The sequence below is a fragment of the Teichococcus oryzae genome (genome assembly GCF_008386565.1).
Taxonomy (GTDB): Bacteria; Pseudomonadota; Alphaproteobacteria; order Acetobacterales; family Acetobacteraceae; genus Pseudoroseomonas; species Pseudoroseomonas oryzae.
The window spans coordinates 1,059,218-1,076,128 of sequence record NZ_VUKA01000001.1 but is presented as its reverse complement, the minus strand read 5'-3'; the positions used below and the strand labels follow the sequence as shown (position 1 = coordinate 1,076,128).

Here is a 16,911-nt window from a genome sequence, read left to right as displayed (position 1 = left end):
GGGATGCTGCGGGGTTTTTCCGGCTCCCAGGCAGGCCGAAGCCCGTCCGGCAGGCAGGCTGCCTGCGGAAAAGGCAGCCATGCGGCGGATGCGGTTGCATCCTGGCCCCCATCCCCGCATGATCCCCCCTCGCCCGAGGCCGGGGCGGGGGTTTCCAGCAGCCCCGGAGAAGCGGGCCGCGCCATGCCCCGGCGGATGCTCCCGCGGGGCCATCACGGGACCGGTTCAAAGCCCATCATGAAGCCGCAGAACGACTTGCTTTCCGCCACCGGCACCACCGTATTCACGGTCATGTCGGCGCTCGCCACGCAGCATGGCGCCATCAACCTCGGCCAGGGCTTCCCCGACTATGAGGGGCCCGAGGATGTGGTGCGCGCCGCCGCCGACGCATTGCTCGACAGCCGCAACCAGTATCCGCCGCTGACCGGCCTGCCGGAGCTTCGCCGCGCCGTGGCGGAGGCCAACCGCCGGTTCTACGGGCTGTCGGTCGATCCGGAAGCCGAGGTGGTGGTCACCTCCGGCGCCACGGAGGCCATCACCGCCTCGCTGATGGCGGTGCTGAACCCGGGCGACGAGGTGGTGCTGCTGGAACCGCTCTACGACATCTACCTTCCGGTGGTGAAGCTGCTCGGCGCCGTACCGCGCATAGTGCGCCTTTCGCCGCCGAAATGGGAGCTGCCGCGCGCCGAGCTGGCCGCCGCCTTCGGCCCGAAGACCAAGGCGATCCTGCTCAACACCCCGATGAACCCGGCCGGCAAGGTGTTCACCGCCGCCGAACTGGCCTTCATCGCCGAGCTTTGCCAGCGCCACGACACCTATGCCGTGTGCGACGAGGTGTATGAGCACCTGACCTTCGATGGCTGGAAGCACATTCCGCTGATGACGCTGCCGGGGATGCGGGAGCGCTGCATGCGCATCGGCTCCGCCGGCAAGACCTTCAGCCTGACCGGCTGGAAGGTCGGCTACATCACCTGCGACCGCTCCCTGGCGCCCAATGTGGCCAAGGCGCACCAGAACCTGACCTTCACCACGCCGCCCAACCTGCAGCGCGCCGTGGCGGTGGGCCTGTCGAAGGATGATGCCTATTTCGCGGGGCTTTCGGAAAGCCTGCAGGAGCGCCGCGACTTCCTCGCGGCCGGGCTGGCGAAGCTTGGCTTCACGCTGCTGCCGTGCCAGGGCAGCTACTTCATCACCGCCGACTTCACGCCGCTGGGCTTCGCCGGCGATGACGTGGCCTTCTGCCGCCACCTCACCGAGGTGGCCAAGGTCACCGCCGTTCCCGTCTCGGCCTTCTATGCCGGCGCCGACGCGCCGCGGCACTTCATCCGCTTCGCCTTCTGCAAGCGGCTCGAAGTGCTGGAGGAAGCGCTGCGGCGGCTGTCGGCCTGGAAGGCGTCGCATGGTCCCTCGGCCCTGGCGCAGGCCGGCTGAACATTGGCGCCCGTCCGTTTGGCGGGCGCCATCCGCTTTGCCTTCTTCCTGCCACAGTGCGGCCGAACATTCCGCGGCCAAGGCAAGGATTGCCGGGTAGCACTGCGTCGAAAATGATCGCGTGCCAAAGGTTCAAGCACAGGCAAGACGAGTCAAAGACACAATGTCCAAGGCTTTCATCACCCAGGTCATCCAGGATGCGACCGGCTGCACCGGCGTGGCCGCCAGCCGCGCCGCGGGCGAACTGATTTCCGCCATCGTCGAGGAAATGAAGAAGAACGGCGGCTTCACACTGCCGAGCTTCGGCACGTTCTCCGTGCGCAAGACCAAGGCCCGCAAGGCCATGAACCCGCGCACAGGGGAACCTGTGAAGGTGAAGGCCAGCAAGACCGTGCGCTTCAAGCCTTCGCCCAACCTGCGCAAGGCCGTTTGATCGAACGGGGTGGCGCCGCCTGCCTGGAGGCGGCGCCACGCCATCACCTCACTGGTCGCGCCAGGGCTTGCGTGACCACATCTGCTGCAACCGCGCATCCAGGCCCAGAACGGCCTTGCGGTAATCCTCCCCCAGCATCGGCTTCAGCGGCAACTGCACCTTCTGCGCTTCCGCGCGGAATTGCGGGTCCGCCAGGGCCGCCCCGAAGGCCGCGAGCAATGCCTGGCGCGCTTCCGCCGGCATGCCGGGAGGTCCGACAATGCCGCGTTGCGCGCCGGCGATCACCTCGACGCCCTGCTCAGTCAGCGTTGCCACCTCCGGCAGTGCCGGGTCGCGCTGCGCGCCCGCCTGGCCGAGGCAGCGGAAGCGGCCATCGCGGAAGCCCGGATTGCCTTCGCTGACATTGAAGCAGCCCACATCCAGATGCCCGCCCAGCACCGCCGTCTGCAACGGAGCGGCGCCGTTGAACGGCACATGGCTGAACTTCACGCCCGGCACCGCCTGCTCCAGTTCCAGCATCAGCAGATGGTCGTCGGAGCCGATGCCGGTGGTGCCGAGGGTGAGGCCCCCCGACGTGGTCTTCGCCCGCTGCAGCATGTCGGCGAGGTCGCGGATCGGCGAATCCTGCTTCACCCACAAGCCGCCCGGATCATCCACCACATTCGCCAGATACTCGAACTCCGCCACCCGGTAGCGCACGGGGCGCTCATAAGGGATGGTCATCATCGCCGGCGAGGTCACGGCGCACAGGGTGTAGCCGTCCGGCCGCGCGGTGAAGGCGTATTCCATGCCGATCTGGCTGCCGGCACCCGGCCGGTTCTCGACCACGAAGGTGCTGTTGGGCAGATGCCGCTGCGCCGCCTGGGCGATCAGCCGGGCCATCTGGTCCACTCCGCCCCCCGGCGGAAAGGGAACCACCACCGTGATTGGCCGCTCGGGCCAGGCGGTCGCGGCATGCGCGCCGCGGATCAAGGCGGGGCGGCCCAGCGCCGCGAGGGCACCGAGGGCAGCCCCGCCCGCGACGAATTGGCGGCGGGATATGGCCATCTTTCCTGTCTCCATCTTCTCCCTCGTACCCGCAGGGCCCGCCCCTCTCACCTGGGGGCGTGAAACCCTGCGGGCGGGTCGGCTTACTTGTTGCGGCTGGCTTCGTAGCGTGCCTTGTTCTCGGCATTCGGCGGATACAGGCCTGGCAGCGAGGCACCGCCCTCGACCTCGGACATGATCCAGCTTTCCAGCGCCTCCTGCTCCGCGGCCATCTCGACCACGGTGGAAAGCAGGGCCTGCGGGATCAGCACCGCGCCATCATCATCCACCACCACGACGTCGTTCGGGAACACGGCGACGCCGCCGCAGCCCACCGGCTCCTGCCAGTTCACGAAGGTCAGGCCGGCGACGGAGGGCGGCGCGGCGGCGCCCTGGCACCACACCGGCAGCCCTGTGCCGATCACGCCCGACGCATCGCGCACCACGCCGTCGGTGATCAGCGCCGCGACCTGCTTCTTCGCCATGCGGGCGCACAGGATGTCGCCGAAGATGCCGGCATCGGTAACACCCATGGCGTCGGCCACCACGATCACGCCTTCCGGCATCGCCTCGATGGCGGCGCGGGTGGAGATCGGGTTGGACCAGGATTCGGGGGTCGCCAGATCCTCGCGGGCCGGCACGAAGCGCAGCGTGAAGACGCGGCCGACCAGGCGCGGCTGGCCCGGCTTCAGCGGGCGGGTGCCGCGCATCCACACATTGCGCAGGCCCTTCTTCAGCAGCACCGTGGTCAGCGTCGCGGTGGAGATGGCGGACAGGGTGTCCTTCACCTTGGGATCGAGCGGCTGGATTTCGACAGGCATGGTCTGGTCTTCCTGATGGTCGCGTCGCTGCCATCCTGCGGCAACCGGCCAGGATCGGAAAAGCCTTTCTTTCCTGCTTTCATTCGATAGTTTTTCCGATTCATGGACACACGCTTCCTGGAAAGCTTCGTCGCCGTGGTCGAGGAAGGCTCGATCGCCGGCGCGGCCCGCCGCCTGCACCTGACGCCGGCGGCGCTGGCGCAGCGCATCCAGACGCTGGAAGCCGATCTCGGCGCCCCGCTGCTGCAGCGCGCCGGCCGAGCCGTGGTGCCGGCGGAAGCGGGGCTGGCCATCCTTCCGCGCGCCCGCGCCCTTCTGCGCGACCTGCGGGACCTGCGCGACAGCGCCTCGGAAAGCGGCGTTTCCGGCGAGTTGCGCCTGGGCGCCATCGCCACCGGCCTGACCGGGCTGCTGCCATCGCTGCTGGCCGGGCTGGCCGCCCGCTTTCCGCAGTTGGAAGTGCATGTGTCACCCGGCATCTCCTCCGAGCTGTATCAGCGCGTGGTGGCCGGCGACCTCGACATCGCGCTGATCGTCCAGCCGGAATTCGCCCTGCCGAAAAGCTGCGACTGGCGCCTGCTGCGGGAGGAGCCCCTGGTTGCCCTCGCACCCGCCGTCCTGGCCGGCCAGGACCCGCACATCCTGCTAAGCGCCGCGCCCTTTATCCGCTACGACCGCAACCAATGGGGCGGCCGTATCGCCGACCGCTACCTGCGCGAGGCCCGCCTGCGGCCACGCGAACGCTTCGAGCTGGATGCGCTGGATGCCATTGCGGTGATGGTGGACCGGGGGCTCGGCGTGTCCCTTGTGCCGGACTGGGCACCGCCCTGGCCGGCGGGATTGTCGCTGGTCAAGCTGCCCCTCCCCTTGCCGGTGCCGCCGCGGCGGGTCGGCTTGATATGGACGCGCAACCCGGCGCGGGCTCGGGTGGTGCGGGCATTCCTTGACCAGCCGGCGGAAAGCGGAAACGCCGTGGCCCCGCCCCTTCCGCCGGGATGACAGTGCCGCGGGGCGCGGCCTTCAGGCGGCCTCGCGCTCGCGCTCCATGGGAAGGGGCGCTTCCCGCAGCCGCAGAAGCAGCGCCTGCACCGGATGCCGCAGCGTGACGCCATCGAACCGCTTAACCTGGGAGCGGCAGGAATAGCCGCTGGCCAGCAGACGCTCGCCTTCGCGGGCCACATGCGCCTTCCAGCTCAGGCCGTAGAGCCTTTCCGAGAGATCGCGATGCTCCGCTTCATGCCCGAAGGTGCCGGCCATGCCGCAGCAGCCAGATGCGAGCACGGCGAGCGGCGCGCCCAGATGCGCGAACACCGCCTGCCAGTCCTTCACCGAGGCGGCCGCGTTGGTCCGCTCCGTGCAATGCGGCAGCAGGGCGAAGCTCTCGCCCCGGGCCCGCGCCGGGATCAGGTGCAGGCGCTTGGCCAGCCATTCCTGCGGCAGCAGCACCGGCGCCACCTCCCCCCGCATGGCATCGCGATACTCGCCGCGATAGGTCAGGGTGATGGAGGGATCGACGCCCACCAGCCCGACGCCGCTGCGCGCCAGGTCGCGCAGCATGGCCGCGTTGCGCTCAGCCTGCCGGCCGAAGCGGGCCAGGAAGCCATGCACATGCAGCGGCTTGCCGTTGGGCCGGAAGGGCGCGATCCAGGGCGTGAAGCCCATCAGCCACAGCGCCTCGGCCAGGTCCAGCACCAGCCCGGTCTCGAAATGGCTGGTGAAGGCGTCCTGCACGATGACCACGTGCCGCTCCCGCTCGGCCTCGGGCAGGGCGGCCAGGGCCTCGGGCGTGGCGCGGGCGATGCCGCGCCGGGCCGCCTCCGCCATCAGGTCCAGGCCGGAGAACAGCGGCGCATCCACCAGCCCGGCCTTGGCCGCCAGGGCGCGGCCGATGCCGCTGCCCATCACCGCGTTGGCCAGCCTCGGCATCTGCGCCCCGAGCGGCAGCAGCACCTCAAGCTGGCCGATCAGGTGGTCCTTCAGCGGCCGCAGATAACGACCATGATAGAGCTCCAGGAACTTCGCCCGGAAGCTCGGCACATCCACCTTGATCGGGCACTGGCCGGAACAGGATTTGCAGGCGAGGCAGCCATCCATGGCCTCCTTCACCTCATGCGAGAAATCCGCCTCCCCCCGCCGCCAGGCCAGGGTGTTGCGGATGCGCCCGGCCAATCCCGCGAAAGGCGAGCCGGCGCGCAGCCGCTTCGCCTCCGCCGCCGGATCGACGCCCTGCGCCGAAAGCTGCCGCAGCCATTCACGGAACAGCATGGCGCGGCCTTTCGGCGAATGCCGGCGGTCCCCCGTCCCCTTGTAGGAGGGGCACATCGCGTCCTGCGGGTCGTAGTTGAAGCAGGCGCCATTGCCGTTGCAGTGCAGTGCCTCCTCATAGGCGGCGCGCACCGGGGCGGGCACGGTGCGGTCCAACTGGCCGCGCATCGGGACGGCGTCAATGGCCAGCAGCGCTTCGCCATTCGGGGCCGCGATCTTGCCGGGGTTGAGCTGGTTGCGTGGATCGAAGGCCGCCTTCAGCGCCTGAAGCGAGGGGTAGAGCGGCCCGAACACCTCCGGCACGTATTCCGAGCGCACGCCTTTGCCATGCTCGCCCCAGAGCAGGCCGTTATACTTGCGCGTCAGCGCGAAAACCTCGTCGGAGATGGCGCGGATGCGGGCCTCGGCGCCTTCCTCCTTCATGTCGATGGCCGGGCGGACATGCAGCACGCCGGCATCGACATGGCCGAACATGCCGTATTCCAGCCCGCGCCGGTCCAGCGCCGCGCGGAACTCGGCGATGAAATCGGCGAGGTTCTCGGGCGGGACGGCGGTGTCCTCGACAAAGGGGATGGGCCGCTTCTCGCCCTGCATGTTGCCGAGCAGGCCCACGCCGCGCTTGCGCATGCCCTGGATACGCTCCCCCGCCGCGTCCCAGGCCACGGTGTAGCCGCGGCGGCCGAACTGCTTGCCTTCCTCCGCCAGCCGCGCCTCCACCGGGGAAAGCTTGGCGCGCACTTCCTCCTCATCATCGCCGACGAACTCGATGAGGTTGATGCCGGCAGCGACGCCTTCGGGATCGTCGGGGAAGAATTCCTTGATGCCCTCCCACACGATGTCGCCGCGCGCCAGCCCGAGCACCTTGCTGTCCACCGTCTCGACCGAGGCGGCGCCGAGCGCCATCAGCACCCGCGCATCGCGCAGCGCCGCGTCGAAGGAGCCGTAGCGCAGATTCACCAGCGCGCTGCGCTTCGGGATCGGCAGGACGCGGATCTTGGCCTCGGCGATCATCGCCAGCGTGCCCTCGGAGCCGCACAGCACGGAATTGAGGTTGAACCGCCCCTCCCCGTCCCGCAGATGGGCTAGGTCATAGCCGGTGAGGCAGCGATTGAGCTTGGGGAAACGCTCGGCGATCAGCGATGCCTGTTCCCGCGCGATGCCGTCGGCGACGCGGTGGATGGCGCCCACCATGTCCTGCCGGCGGGTGACGGCGGACAGCTCCGCGTCATCCATCGGCGCCGAGTTCCACACCGTGCCGTCGAGCAGCACGACCTTCAGTTCCAGCACATGGTCGCGCGTCTTGCCATACAGGCAGGAGCCCTGCCCGCAGGCATCGGTGGAGATCATGCCCCCCATGGTCGCACGGTTGCTGGTGGAGCATTCCGGGGCGAAGAACAGGCCGAGCGGCTTGAGCGCCGCGTTCAGCGCGTCCTTCACCACGCCCGGCTCGACACGGACCCACCCTTCGGCCTCGTTGATCTCCAGGATGCGGTTCATGTGGCGGGACATGTCCACCACCACCCCATCCGTGAGCGACTGTCCGTTGGTGCCGGTGCCGCCGCCACGGGGCGCGAAATGCACCCCGTGGAAGCGCGGATCGGCCGACACCCTGGCGATCCGCACCAGGTCATCCAGGGTGCGCGGGAAGCACACCGCCTGGGGCCAGCGCTGGTAGATGGAATTGTCCGTCGCCAGCACCGTCCGGTCGTCGTCCCGCGCCGAAAGATCCCCGGCGAAGCCCCTCAGCCGCAGTTCCTCCAGGAAAGCGAGGGCGGGCGTGGCCGGGGGCAGAAGGCCGGCGAGACGTGGGATCATCGGGCGGACAGTCTTTCGCTGGCGGTCAGCGCCCCTTCCACTGGGGCGGCCGCTTGTTCAGGAAGGCATCCATGCCTTCGCGGAAATCCTCGCTCATGTAGCACATGAGAACGAGGTCCTCGCCTTCCTCGGCCGAGATCTTCTGGCCCAGGCGGCGGATCGCCTCCTTGGTGGCTCGCAGGGTCAGCGGCGCGTTGCCGGCGATGGTGCGGGCGACCTCCAGCGCGCGGGCCTGCACGTCGCCGCCCTCGGGCACCACCTCATGCAGCAGTCCGGCCTGGAGAGCCTCCTCGGCGCCGATCAGGCGGGCGGTGAAGATCATCTCCTTGGCGCGCGAAGGCCCGACCAGCGTCACCAGCCGGGAGAAGGACGCCATGGACAGGATGTTGCCCAGCGTCTTGGCGATCGGGAAGCCGTAGCGCGAATGGGCCGAGGCGATGCGGATGTCCGACACCGCCGCGATGGCGCCACCGCCGCCGGTGCAGGCGCCGTTGATGGCCGCGATCACCGGCTTCGGGCAGGCCTCGATGGCGGACAGGATCTTGCTGATCCGCGCCTCGTACTCGATGGCGTCCTGCGGCGTCTTGAAGGCGCGGAACTGGTTGATGTCCGTGCCGGCGGCGAAGGCCTTGTCGCCCGCCCCGGTCAGGATGATGGCGCGGACCTCCGGGTCCTCCCCGGCCTGGCCGCAGAACTCGCCGAGCCGCTCATACATGGAGAAGGTGAAGGCGTTGCGGGCCTGGGGCCGGTTGAAGATGACGCGGGCGATGCCGCCCTCCAGCCGTTCGAACAGGATCTCGTCCTGGGTATCCACCTTGGCGTCCATAATCATTTCCTTCCCGGTCACAGGGTTCAAGCTGCCCTGAGCGGTCTTACGGATGCGCCGGGAGGCTGTAAACTGGGCGCGGCGATGCAGCACTTCATCGAAAATTCATCCGCCCCCCCTGCCCCCGTGGCGCGGCCCCGGCTAGGGCAGGCGCGACTCCTGCCTGAGGACATCCCGATGCGGCGCGCAAGCTTCCTGCTTCTTGGCCTTTCCGTCCTGGCCGCCCCCTTTGGCGCCACACCGGCGCGGGCCGAACCCACCGGCCGGTTGGTGCTCTACACCAGCCAGCTGGAGCCGGACGCCGCCCGCACCGTGGAGCTGTTCCGGCAGAAGCACCCCAAGGTCCAGGTCGAATGGATCCGCGGCGGCACCAACCAGATCATGCCGCGGCTGCGGGCGGAGATCGCGGCCGGGGCGCCGCGCGCCGACCTGCTGCTGCTGGCCGACAGCCTGACCTTCGAGGGATTGAAGAAGGAAGGTCTGCTGCGCCCGAGCCCGGAAGTGCAGACCGGCAACACCCCCGCCACCGTGCATGACCCGGACCGCACCTATTTCGGCACCAAGCTGCTGACCACCGGCATCGTGGTGAACACCCGCGCGCCCTTCACCCCCAAGGGCTGGGCCGACCTGCTGCGGCCCGAGGCGCGCAACATGACGGCCATGCCGTCGCCCTCGGTTTCCGGTGCCGCCGCCATCCATGTGCAGGCCGTCGCTCAGGCCACTGGCCTTGGCTGGAACTACTGGGAAAAGCTGGCCGGCGCCGGACTGCAGCCGCGCGGCGGCAATGGCGCGGTGATGCAGGCTGTCGCCGGGGGGGAGCGCGCCTTCGGCATCGTCGTGGACTACATGCCGATTCGCGAGGCGGCGAAGGGCGCCCCGGTGAAGTTCATCTTCCCCGAGGAAGGGGCCAGCGCCATCACCGAGCCGGTCGCCATCCTGAAATCCAGCCAGAACCCGGAAGCCGCCGCCGCCTTCGTCACCTTCCTGCTTTCGCGCGAAGGCCAGCAGCTCGCCGCCACCCAGGGCTTCCTGCCGGCCGATCCCGAGGTGGCGCCGCCCGCCGGCTTCCCCGACCCCAAGACGATCAAGCTGCTGCCCTTCGACGCCGCCCGGGCCGCGGCCGAAGGCGAGCAGGACCTGCGCCGCTTCAACCAGCTTGTCAGCCAGTAAGCTTTCCGCGCCGCGGGCTGTTCTCGCGGCGCGGGCCCGTTTCCGGCCAGGGCGGTCCTGGACGCGCCCGCCGCTGCTGGGCGTGGTCGCCATCCTGTGGCTGGCCGTCATCGGCCTGGCCCCGGCGGTCCGCCTGCTGGCCGAGGCCGTCGGCCCCGCCTTTCCTTCCCTGCTGCAGGATGCCTCCTTGTGGCGGGCGACCTGGCGCAGCCTGCTGGTCGCCTCAGGCGCCACCCTGCTCGCCACCGCCATCGGCACCACGCTGGCGGGGTTGCTGCTGTTGCGGGCCGTGCCGGGGCGGCGGGTCCTGATCTTTCTGTGCATCCTGCCGCTCCTGGTGCCGCCGCAGATCCTGGCGCTGGCCTTCACGCAGATGGCGGGGCCTTCCTCGCCCCTGCTGGTGTCGCTGGACCTGGCGCCGCCGCTTGGCAGTTCCAACCCGTTCCATGGGCCGGGCGGGATGATGCTGCTGCTGGGCATCCAGGGCGCGCCCCTGGTGTTCCTGGCGGTTGCCGCCCTGGTGCGCCGCCTTCCGGGCGAGCTGATCACGGCTGCGCGCGGCATGGGCGCCTCGCCGGGAATGGCCATGCGGCAGGTGGTGTGGCCCCTCCTGCTGCCGGGGGTGCTGGCGGGGGCTGGCCTCGCCTATGTGGCGGCGCTGGGCAATTTTGGCATTGCCGCGATGCTGGGCATCCCCGGGCGCTACACGGTGCTGACCGTGCTGATCTGGCAGCGCCTTTCGGCCACCGGGCCCGCCGCCCTGTCGCAGGTGGCGGCATTGTCGCTGTTGCTGGCGGCAATCGCCCTGCCTGGGCTTCTGGCGCAATTCCTGGCGGCGCGGCAGGACGGCTGGCGCGGCGGCCAGCCCTTCGAGCCGCTGGCGCCGACCGCCTGGTCCCGCCTGGCCCTGCTGCCGCTCGGCCTTTACCTTTTCGCGGTTCTGCTGCTGCCGCTGGCGGCGCTGCTGGCCTCGGCGCTGGTGCCCGCCATGGGTATGGCGTTGACGCCGGACACCGCGACCCTGCGGCATTTTGCCGCCACCATGGCACCCGGCGCCCACACCCTGGCGGCCTTCGGCAATTCCCTGCTGCTGTCCGGTGGCGCGGCGCTGCTGCTTTCGCTGGCGGCATTGCCGGTTGCCCTGGCGCTGCGGCACCGCCTAGTGCGCTGGGCAACGCTGGGCGCCGACCTCCCCTACGCCCTGCCAGGAGCCTGCACCGCCGTGTCGGTGATCCTTCTGGTGCTGGGCCTACCCGGCGGAGGAGCGGTTTATGGAACGATCGGGCTGATCCTGTTCGCCTATCTGGCGCGATTCCAGGCCCTCGCCCTGCGTCCGGTGACCGCGGCGGCCGGGCGCCTCGATCCGGCGCTGGACGATGCGGCGCGTGGCCTGGGCGCCGGAACGCTGCGCCGGCTTCTGGCGGTGCACCTGCCGCCATTGGCGCCTTCGCTGGCGGCAGGCGCCATCCTGGTGATGCTGCTGGCGGTGAACGAGGTGACGGTGAGCAGCCTGCTGCACGGCCCCGGCACCCAGACCCTCGGCGTACTGGTGTTCAACCTGCAGGATGGGGGGCAGTCGCCGCAGGCCGCGGCGGTGTCCTGCCTTTCGCTGCTTCTCGTGGCAGGGCTGATCGGGGTGGCGACATTGCTGGGCCGCCGCCTGCCGGCCGGAACGCTGCCCTGGCGGCCATGAACGGAAAAGGCCAGGGAAGCTTCCCTGGCCTTTCATCGGGGCGAAGCCGCCTCAGTGGGGTTCCAGATCCAGCGCATAGCCGGCGCTGCGCACGGTGCGGATGATATCCACCTCGTTCTCGGCGTTCACCGCCTTGCGCAGCCGGCGGATATGCACATCCACCGTCCGTGGCTCCACATGGATATCACGCCCCCAGACGGCATCGAGCAACTGTTCCCGCGAGAAGACGCGGCCCGGATGCTGCAGAAAGAACTCCAGCAGCCGGTACTCGGTGGGGCCAAGATGCAGGGGGCGCCCATTGCGGGTGACGCGATGGGCATCCTGGTCCATGGACACGTCGTGCCAGGTCAGCATGCCCTTGGTGGCGACGCCGCCCGAGCGCCGCAGCAGGGCCCGGATGCGCGCCAGCAGTGCATCCATCACAAAGGGCTTGGCGATGTAATCATCCGCGCCGGTGTCCAGCGCGCGCACCGCATCCTGGTCTTCCGTGCGGGCGGTGACCATGATGATCGGCATGTCGCGCGTGTCGGGGCGGCGGCGAAGCTGGCGGCAGACCTCCAGCCCCGAAAGGGCCGGCAGCATCCAGTCCAGCAGCACCAGGTCGGGCGGCGCCTCGGCCACGCGCATCAGCGCTTCCTGGCCATCGGCGGCCTCGTCCACGCGGAAGCCCTGCTTTTCCAGGTTGTAGCGCAGCAGGGTCAGCAGCGGCGCCTCGTCCTCCACCACCAGGATGGTGGGACGCGACATGCCGTTGTTCAGATCAGCCATCGGACGGGTCCCTCGCCGCTCAGGAGGGTGGGCGGGCGATGGTGTAGGCGGAAGCATCGGATTTCGGCCTGTCATCGGGCAGGTTGCGGCCGAGCACAGCGTAATGCACCGTTTCCGCGATGTTGGTGGCGTGGTCGCCGATGCGCTCGAAGTTCTTTGCGATGAACAGCAGATGGGTCGCCGCGGTGATGTTGCGCGGGTCCTCCATCATATGCGTCAGCATTTCCCGGAAGATGCCGTTGTAGATGTCGTCCACCGGCGCATCGGAGGCCCAGACGCGCTCGGCCACCGCGGCGTCCTCCCGGACCAGGGCGTCCATCGCGTCCTTCAGGTTTTCCTGAACCAGCTTGGCCATCCACTGGAAGCCGTTGAGGCTGCCGATCTGCGGCTGCTGCGACACCACGATGGCGCGCTTCGCCGCGTTGCGCGCGTAGTCGCCGATCCGTTCGATATTGGTCGAGATCTTCAGCGCGCCGACAACCACCCGCAGGTCGCCCGCCATGGGCTGCCGCAGCGCCAGCAGGCGGACGCAGAAATTCTCGATCTCCACCTCCAGCGCGTCGATCTCGCCATCCCGGCCAATCACCTCGCTGGCGAGATCGACATTGCGGGTGATAAGGGCCTTGGCGGCATCGGCCACCTGGCGCTCGGCCAGGCCGCCCATCCGCGCCAGCAATTCCCGCAAACGCTTCAACTGCTCCTCGAAGGAGCGGACGATGTGCTCGTTGGGCATCTGTTCCGCCTCCATGCCTCAGCCGAAACGGCCGGTGATGTAGTCCTGGGTGCGCCGCTGCTTCGGCGCCGTGAACAGCTCGTCAGCCGGCGCCACCTCCACCAGCTCGCCCAGATAGAAGAAGGCGACCTGGTCGGCGCAACGCGCCGCCTGCTGCATGTTGTGGGTGACGATGGCGATGGTGAAATCGCGCTTCAGCTCGTCGATCAGCTCCTCGATCTTGAGCGTGCTGATCGGGTCGAGCGCCGAGGTCGGCTCGTCCAGCAGCACCACCTCGGGCCGCACCGCGATGGTGCGGGCGATGCAGAGGCGCTGCTGCTGGCCGCCGGAAAGCCCCATGGCCGAGCTGTGCAGCCGGTCCTTCACCTCGCCCCAGATGGCGGTGCGGGTCAGCGCCCATTCCACACGCTCATCCATGGCGGCCTTGGACAGCTTCTCATGCAGGCGCACGCCGAAGGCGATGTTCTCGTAGATGGTCATCGGGAACGGCGTCGGCTTTTGGAACACCATGCCGATGCGGGAACGCAGCGCGTTGATGTCGATCCTGTTGTCCAGGATGTTCTCCCCATCCATCAGCACCTGCCCCGTGGCGCGCTGCCCCGGATAAAGGCTGTACATGCGGTTCAGCACGCGCAGCAGCGTGGACTTGCCGCAGCCGGAGGGGCCGATCATGCCGGTGACCTGCCGCTCCGGCAGGTCGAGCTCGATCTTCTTCAGCGCCTTGTTGCTGCCGTAATAGAAATCGAGGTCGCGGACGGCGATGCGGGGCTCGTTCAGCGCGGAGTTGGAGCGCGCCTGGAACGCCGCGCGCTGCGGCGAGGAGGACGCGTTGGCCGTGGTCATGGAATCAGCCATGTGAACCTCACTTCCTGCCGCGCAGCAGGCTGCGCGCGACGATGTTGAGCATCAGGACGCCGAGCGTGATGATCAGGGCGCCCGCCCAGGCAAGCCCGATCCAGTCCGGATAAGGCGACCCGGCATAGGAGTAGATGGTGATCGGCAGGCTGGACATGGGCGCCGAAAGGCTGAGCGACCAGTTCAGGTTGCCGAGGGAGGTGAACAGCAGCGGCGCCGTCTCGCCCGCCACGCGGGCGATGGCCAGCAGCACGCCGGTCAGGATGCCGCTGGCCGCGGCACGCCAGCAGACCAGCGTCACCATCTTCCATTTCGGCGCGCCGAGGCCGATCACCGCTTCCCGCAGCGTATCGGGCAGCAGGCGCAGCATGTCCTCCGTGGTGCGGACCACCACGGGAATGACGATGATGGCCAGCGCCGCCGAACCGGCCCAGCCGGAGAACCCGCCCATTGGCACCACCATCGACTGGTAGACGAACAGGCCGATCAGGATGGAAGGGGCGGACAGCAGGATGTCGGACACGAAGCGGACAGCATGGCCGAGGGCCGAGTTCTTCGCGTATTCGGCGAGGTAGGTGCCGACCAGCAGGCCGATCGGGGTTCCCACCAGCGTCGCGATAAAGGTCTGGATCAGGCTGCCGACGATCGGGTTCAGCAGGCCGCCCCCGGACCCCGGCGGGCGGGTGACGTCGGTGAACACATTGATCGAAATGGCGGAAGCGCCATTCCAGAACAAGGTGCCCAGGATGAGCAGCAGCAGCAGCAGGCCAAGGGCGGTCGCCGCGTAGCAAGCCACCTTCACGATCAGGGCGGCGCGGCGGCGGCGGGCGCCAAGCGCGGCGCTGACCCGCGGGTCGCGGGCGGGGCCGCTGCTGGGGGAGGCGATTGTCGCGCTCATGATCTCAGGCCTTCAAGCTCGAGCGCAACAGCCAGCGCGACGCAGCGAGCACGATAAAGGAGATGACGAACAGGATGAAGCCGAGGCCGAGCAGGGCGGACAGCTTCAGGCTGCCCATCGTCGCCTCGCCGAACTCCAGCGCGATGACCGAGGCGATGGTGTTGCCCGGCCCGAAAAGGCTGGCGGAAATGCGGTTGGCGTTGCCGATCACAAAGGTCACCGCCATCGTCTCGCCCAGCGCGCGGCCCAGCCCCAGCATGATGCCGCCGACCACCGAGACCCGGGTGTAAGGCAGCACGACATTGCGCACCACTTCCCACTGCGTCGCGCCCAGGCCATAGGCGCTTTCCTTGAACACCGCGGGCACCGTCTCGAACACGTCGCGCATGGTGGCGGCGATGAAGGGCAGCACCATGATGGCCAGGATGATGGAGGCCGTCAGGATGCCCGTGCCGAAGGGCGGGCCGGCGAACAGATCCCCCACCAGCGGCAAGGTGCCGATCGTGTCGATAACCGCGGGCTGGATGTAGCGCGACATCAGCGGCACGATGATGAAGAAGCCCCACATGCCGTAGATGATCGAGGGGATGGCGGCCAGCAGCTCGATGGCGATCCCTACCGGCCGGCGCAGCCAGGCGGGCGCCAGCTCCGTCAGATAGAAGGCGATGCCGAAGGCAACCGGCACGGCGAAGAGCAGGGCCAGGATGGCGGTGATGACGGTGCCATAGATCGACACCCCGGCACCGAACACCTCCTTCACCGGGTCCCACTCCGTGCTGGTGACGAAGCTGAGGCCGAAGGTGCGGAAGGCATCCAGGCCGCCGATGAACAGCTGCACGATGATGGCGCCGAGCAGCAGCAGGACGAGGATCCCCGCGGCCTTGCAGGCGCCGGCGAAGATCGCATCGCCCAGGGCGCCGGAGCCGCCGCGGCGGAGAATGGCGGGCGAAGCGCCGCCGGGCTCCTGCCGCGGGGCGTTGTCAGCGGAAATCGGCACGGCCTGCTGCAAGGTCCTACTCCATGGTCCAGGCGGGTTTCGTCGCGGAATGGACGAAACGGGCGGTGCCTTCCGACCCGCCCGTCCCGCCTTCTAGCACCAAGTCCGGATCAGCGGGCGGGCCAAACGGCCTTGCCGTCGACCGTGATGCTGCTCCAGGCGGCGCGGACCGCGCCCTCGACCTGCTCCGGCAGCGGGATGTAGTCGAGGCCGGTGGCGATGGCATCACCGTCGCGGTAGGCCCAGTCGAAGAACTTCATCACGGCCTGCGCCTTGCCCGCATCCTGCGGGTTCTTCGGCAGCAGGATGAAGGTCGGGGTGACGATGGGCCAGGAATTCGCGCCATGGGTATCGACCAGGGAGGCGGCGAAGTTCGGCGCGCTCCAATCGGCATTGGCGGCGGCGGCCTGGAAGTTCTCGGCCGTCGCGGACACGAAGTTGCCGGCCTTGTTGCGCAGCTGCGTGGTGGTCAGGTTGTTCTGCGCCGCGTAGGCATGCTCGACATAGCCGATCGCGCCGCGGACATTGCGCACGGTTCCCGCCACGCCCTCATTGCCGCGCGCGCCGGTGCCGGTCGACCACCGGACCGAGTTGCCGACGCCCACATCCTTATTGAAGGTCTCGGACACGGCGGAAAGGTATGACACCCAGACATAGGTGGTGCCGGAGCTATCGGCCCGATAGACCGGGGCGATCGCGAAGCTGGGCAGCGACACGTCGCGGTTCAGCTCGGCGATGCGGGGATCGTTCCACTTGGTGATCTTGCCGAGATAGATGTCGGCCACGATCTCGCCGGTCAGGCGCAGCTTGTGGTTCTCGATGCCGGGCAGGTTCACGATGGGAACCACGCTGCCCATCACGGCGGGGAACTGCAGCAGCTTGTGCTGTTCCAGGTCTTCGGCCTTCATCGGGGAGTCGGAGGCGCCGAAATCCACCGTGCGATTGCGGATCTGGGTCTGGCCGGCCCCGGAGCCGATCGACTGGTAGTTGAGCTGGATGCCCGTCGCGGCCTTCGTGGCCTCGCCCCATTTCTGATAAAGCGGTGCGGGGAAGCTGGCGCCGGCCCCGGTGATGTTGGTGTTCTGCGCGGAAGCCGCCGCGCTCAGCCCAAAGGTCGCCACAACGCCAGCAGCCAGTGCTAGAAGCCGATTGCTCACCATCTTTCTCCGGTTTTGGGCCC

The 16,911-nt window shown here is 68.8% G+C and carries 15 protein-coding genes; 5 read left to right on the top strand and 10 right to left on the bottom strand.

Features of this window, described 5'->3' with window-relative positions:
• Positions 1-237 precede the first annotated feature (237 nt).
• Positions 238-1,431, top strand: a complete 1,194-nt coding sequence (locus tag F0Q34_RS04975; protein ID WP_149810982.1) for an aminotransferase — start codon at positions 238-240, stop codon at positions 1,429-1,431.
• 163 nt (positions 1,432-1,594) lie between these two features.
• Positions 1,595-1,864, top strand: a complete 270-nt coding sequence (locus F0Q34_RS04970) for an HU family DNA-binding protein (RefSeq protein ID WP_149811281.1) — start codon at positions 1,595-1,597, stop codon at positions 1,862-1,864.
• Positions 1,865-1,912: 48 nt separating this feature from the next.
• Here F0Q34_RS04970 and F0Q34_RS04965 read toward each other — a convergent pair whose 3' ends face one another.
• Both F0Q34_RS04965 and F0Q34_RS04960 read right to left on the bottom strand, forming a co-directional pair.
• A complete protein-coding gene (locus F0Q34_RS04965) occupies positions 1,913-2,911 on the bottom strand; it encodes a Bug family tripartite tricarboxylate transporter substrate binding protein (RefSeq protein WP_149810981.1) in 999 nt (332 codons plus the stop codon).
• Between the two features lie 83 nt (positions 2,912-2,994).
• Positions 2,995-3,711 (bottom strand): ribonuclease activity regulator RraA, encoded by a 717-nt coding sequence (locus tag F0Q34_RS04960; protein WP_149810980.1) that lies wholly within the window; start codon positions 3,709-3,711, stop codon positions 2,995-2,997.
• 102 nt (positions 3,712-3,813) lie between these two features.
• Between F0Q34_RS04960 and F0Q34_RS04955 the strand changes: the two genes are divergently transcribed.
• Positions 3,814-4,710, top strand: a complete 897-nt coding sequence (locus F0Q34_RS04955) for a LysR family transcriptional regulator (protein ID WP_149810979.1) — start codon at positions 3,814-3,816, stop codon at positions 4,708-4,710.
• Between the two features lie 21 nt (positions 4,711-4,731).
• Here F0Q34_RS04955 and ydiJ read toward each other — a convergent pair whose 3' ends face one another.
• Together ydiJ and F0Q34_RS04945 are read right to left on the bottom strand one after the other, a co-directional pair.
• A complete protein-coding gene (gene ydiJ / locus F0Q34_RS04950; RefSeq protein WP_149810978.1) occupies positions 4,732-7,791 on the bottom strand; it encodes a D-2-hydroxyglutarate dehydrogenase YdiJ in 3,060 nt (1,019 codons plus the stop codon).
• A gap of 25 nt (positions 7,792-7,816) precedes the next feature.
• The gene (locus F0Q34_RS04945; RefSeq protein ID WP_149810977.1) at positions 7,817-8,617 is read right to left on the bottom strand and encodes an enoyl-CoA hydratase/isomerase family protein; all 801 of its coding nucleotides are present in this window, start codon (positions 8,615-8,617) and stop codon (positions 7,817-7,819) included.
• A gap of 177 nt (positions 8,618-8,794) precedes the next feature.
• Here F0Q34_RS04945 and F0Q34_RS04940 point away from each other — a divergent pair, with 177 nt between their 5' ends.
• Positions 8,795-9,787 carry an ABC transporter substrate-binding protein gene (locus F0Q34_RS04940; RefSeq protein WP_149810976.1) on the top strand — a complete coding sequence of 331 codons (993 nt, stop codon included), beginning with the start codon at positions 8,795-8,797 and terminating at the stop codon, positions 9,785-9,787.
• Positions 9,774-11,480, top strand: coding sequence for an ABC transporter permease (locus F0Q34_RS04935; protein ID WP_241665319.1), 1,707 nt, complete (start codon positions 9,774-9,776; stop codon positions 11,478-11,480). Before F0Q34_RS04940 ends, F0Q34_RS04935 begins: the two co-directional genes overlap by 14 nt.
• 51 nt (positions 11,481-11,531) lie before the next feature.
• On the opposite strand, the gene phoB is transcribed toward F0Q34_RS04935, so the two are convergent.
• The 6 genes from phoB to pstS all read right to left on the bottom strand — a co-directional run bounded on the left by phoB (position 11,532) and on the right by pstS (position 16,891).
• Entirely contained in the window at positions 11,532-12,248 is a 717-nt protein-coding gene (phoB, locus tag F0Q34_RS04930) for a phosphate regulon transcriptional regulator PhoB (protein WP_149810975.1), read from the bottom strand.
• Positions 12,249-12,267: 19 nt separating this feature from the next.
• Complete coding sequence (phoU, locus tag F0Q34_RS04925) at positions 12,268-12,981, bottom strand: phosphate signaling complex protein PhoU (protein WP_149810974.1); 714 nt, start codon at positions 12,979-12,981, stop codon at positions 12,268-12,270.
• An 18-nt stretch (positions 12,982-12,999) separates the two neighbouring features.
• Complete coding sequence (gene pstB / locus F0Q34_RS04920) at positions 13,000-13,836, bottom strand: phosphate ABC transporter ATP-binding protein PstB (RefSeq protein WP_149810973.1); 837 nt, start codon at positions 13,834-13,836, stop codon at positions 13,000-13,002.
• 7 nt (positions 13,837-13,843) lie between these two features.
• The gene (gene pstA, locus F0Q34_RS04915; RefSeq protein ID WP_149810972.1) at positions 13,844-14,734 is read right to left on the bottom strand and encodes a phosphate ABC transporter permease PstA; all 891 of its coding nucleotides are present in this window, start codon (positions 14,732-14,734) and stop codon (positions 13,844-13,846) included.
• Positions 14,735-14,738: 4 nt separating this feature from the next.
• On the bottom strand, positions 14,739-15,743 hold the full coding sequence (gene pstC, locus F0Q34_RS04910) for a phosphate ABC transporter permease subunit PstC (protein WP_370750976.1): 1,005 nt from the start codon (positions 15,741-15,743) through the stop codon (positions 14,739-14,741).
• A gap of 98 nt (positions 15,744-15,841) precedes the next feature.
• A complete protein-coding gene (gene pstS, locus F0Q34_RS04905; RefSeq protein WP_149810971.1) occupies positions 15,842-16,891 on the bottom strand; it encodes a phosphate ABC transporter substrate-binding protein PstS in 1,050 nt (349 codons plus the stop codon).
• Positions 16,892-16,911: the final 20 nt, after the last annotated feature.

Coding starts and splice junctions, on each gene's coding strand:
- F0Q34_RS04975 (WP_149810982.1), top strand. CDS start 238: ATGAAGCCGCAGAACGACTTGCTTTCCGCCACCGGCACCACCGTATTC.
- F0Q34_RS04970 (WP_149811281.1), top strand. CDS start 1,595: ATGTCCAAGGCTTTCATCACCCAGGTCATCCAGGATGCGACCGGCTGC.
- F0Q34_RS04965 (WP_149810981.1), bottom strand. CDS start 2,911: ATGGCCATATCCCGCCGCCAATTCGTCGCGGGCGGGGCTGCCCTCGGT.
- F0Q34_RS04960 (WP_149810980.1), bottom strand. CDS start 3,711: ATGCCTGTCGAAATCCAGCCGCTCGATCCCAAGGTGAAGGACACCCTG.
- F0Q34_RS04955 (WP_149810979.1), top strand. CDS start 3,814: ATGGACACACGCTTCCTGGAAAGCTTCGTCGCCGTGGTCGAGGAAGGC.
- ydiJ (WP_149810978.1), bottom strand. CDS start 7,791: ATGATCCCACGTCTCGCCGGCCTTCTGCCCCCGGCCACGCCCGCCCTC.
- F0Q34_RS04945 (WP_149810977.1), bottom strand. CDS start 8,617: ATGGACGCCAAGGTGGATACCCAGGACGAGATCCTGTTCGAACGGCTG.
- F0Q34_RS04940 (WP_149810976.1), top strand. CDS start 8,795: ATGCGGCGCGCAAGCTTCCTGCTTCTTGGCCTTTCCGTCCTGGCCGCC.
- phoB (WP_149810975.1), bottom strand. CDS start 12,248: ATGGCTGATCTGAACAACGGCATGTCGCGTCCCACCATCCTGGTGGTG.
- phoU (WP_149810974.1), bottom strand. CDS start 12,981: ATGCCCAACGAGCACATCGTCCGCTCCTTCGAGGAGCAGTTGAAGCGT.
- pstB (WP_149810973.1), bottom strand. CDS start 13,836: ATGGCTGATTCCATGACCACGGCCAACGCGTCCTCCTCGCCGCAGCGC.
- pstA (WP_149810972.1), bottom strand. CDS start 14,734: ATGAGCGCGACAATCGCCTCCCCCAGCAGCGGCCCCGCCCGCGACCCG.
- pstS (WP_149810971.1), bottom strand. CDS start 16,891: ATGGTGAGCAATCGGCTTCTAGCACTGGCTGCTGGCGTTGTGGCGACC.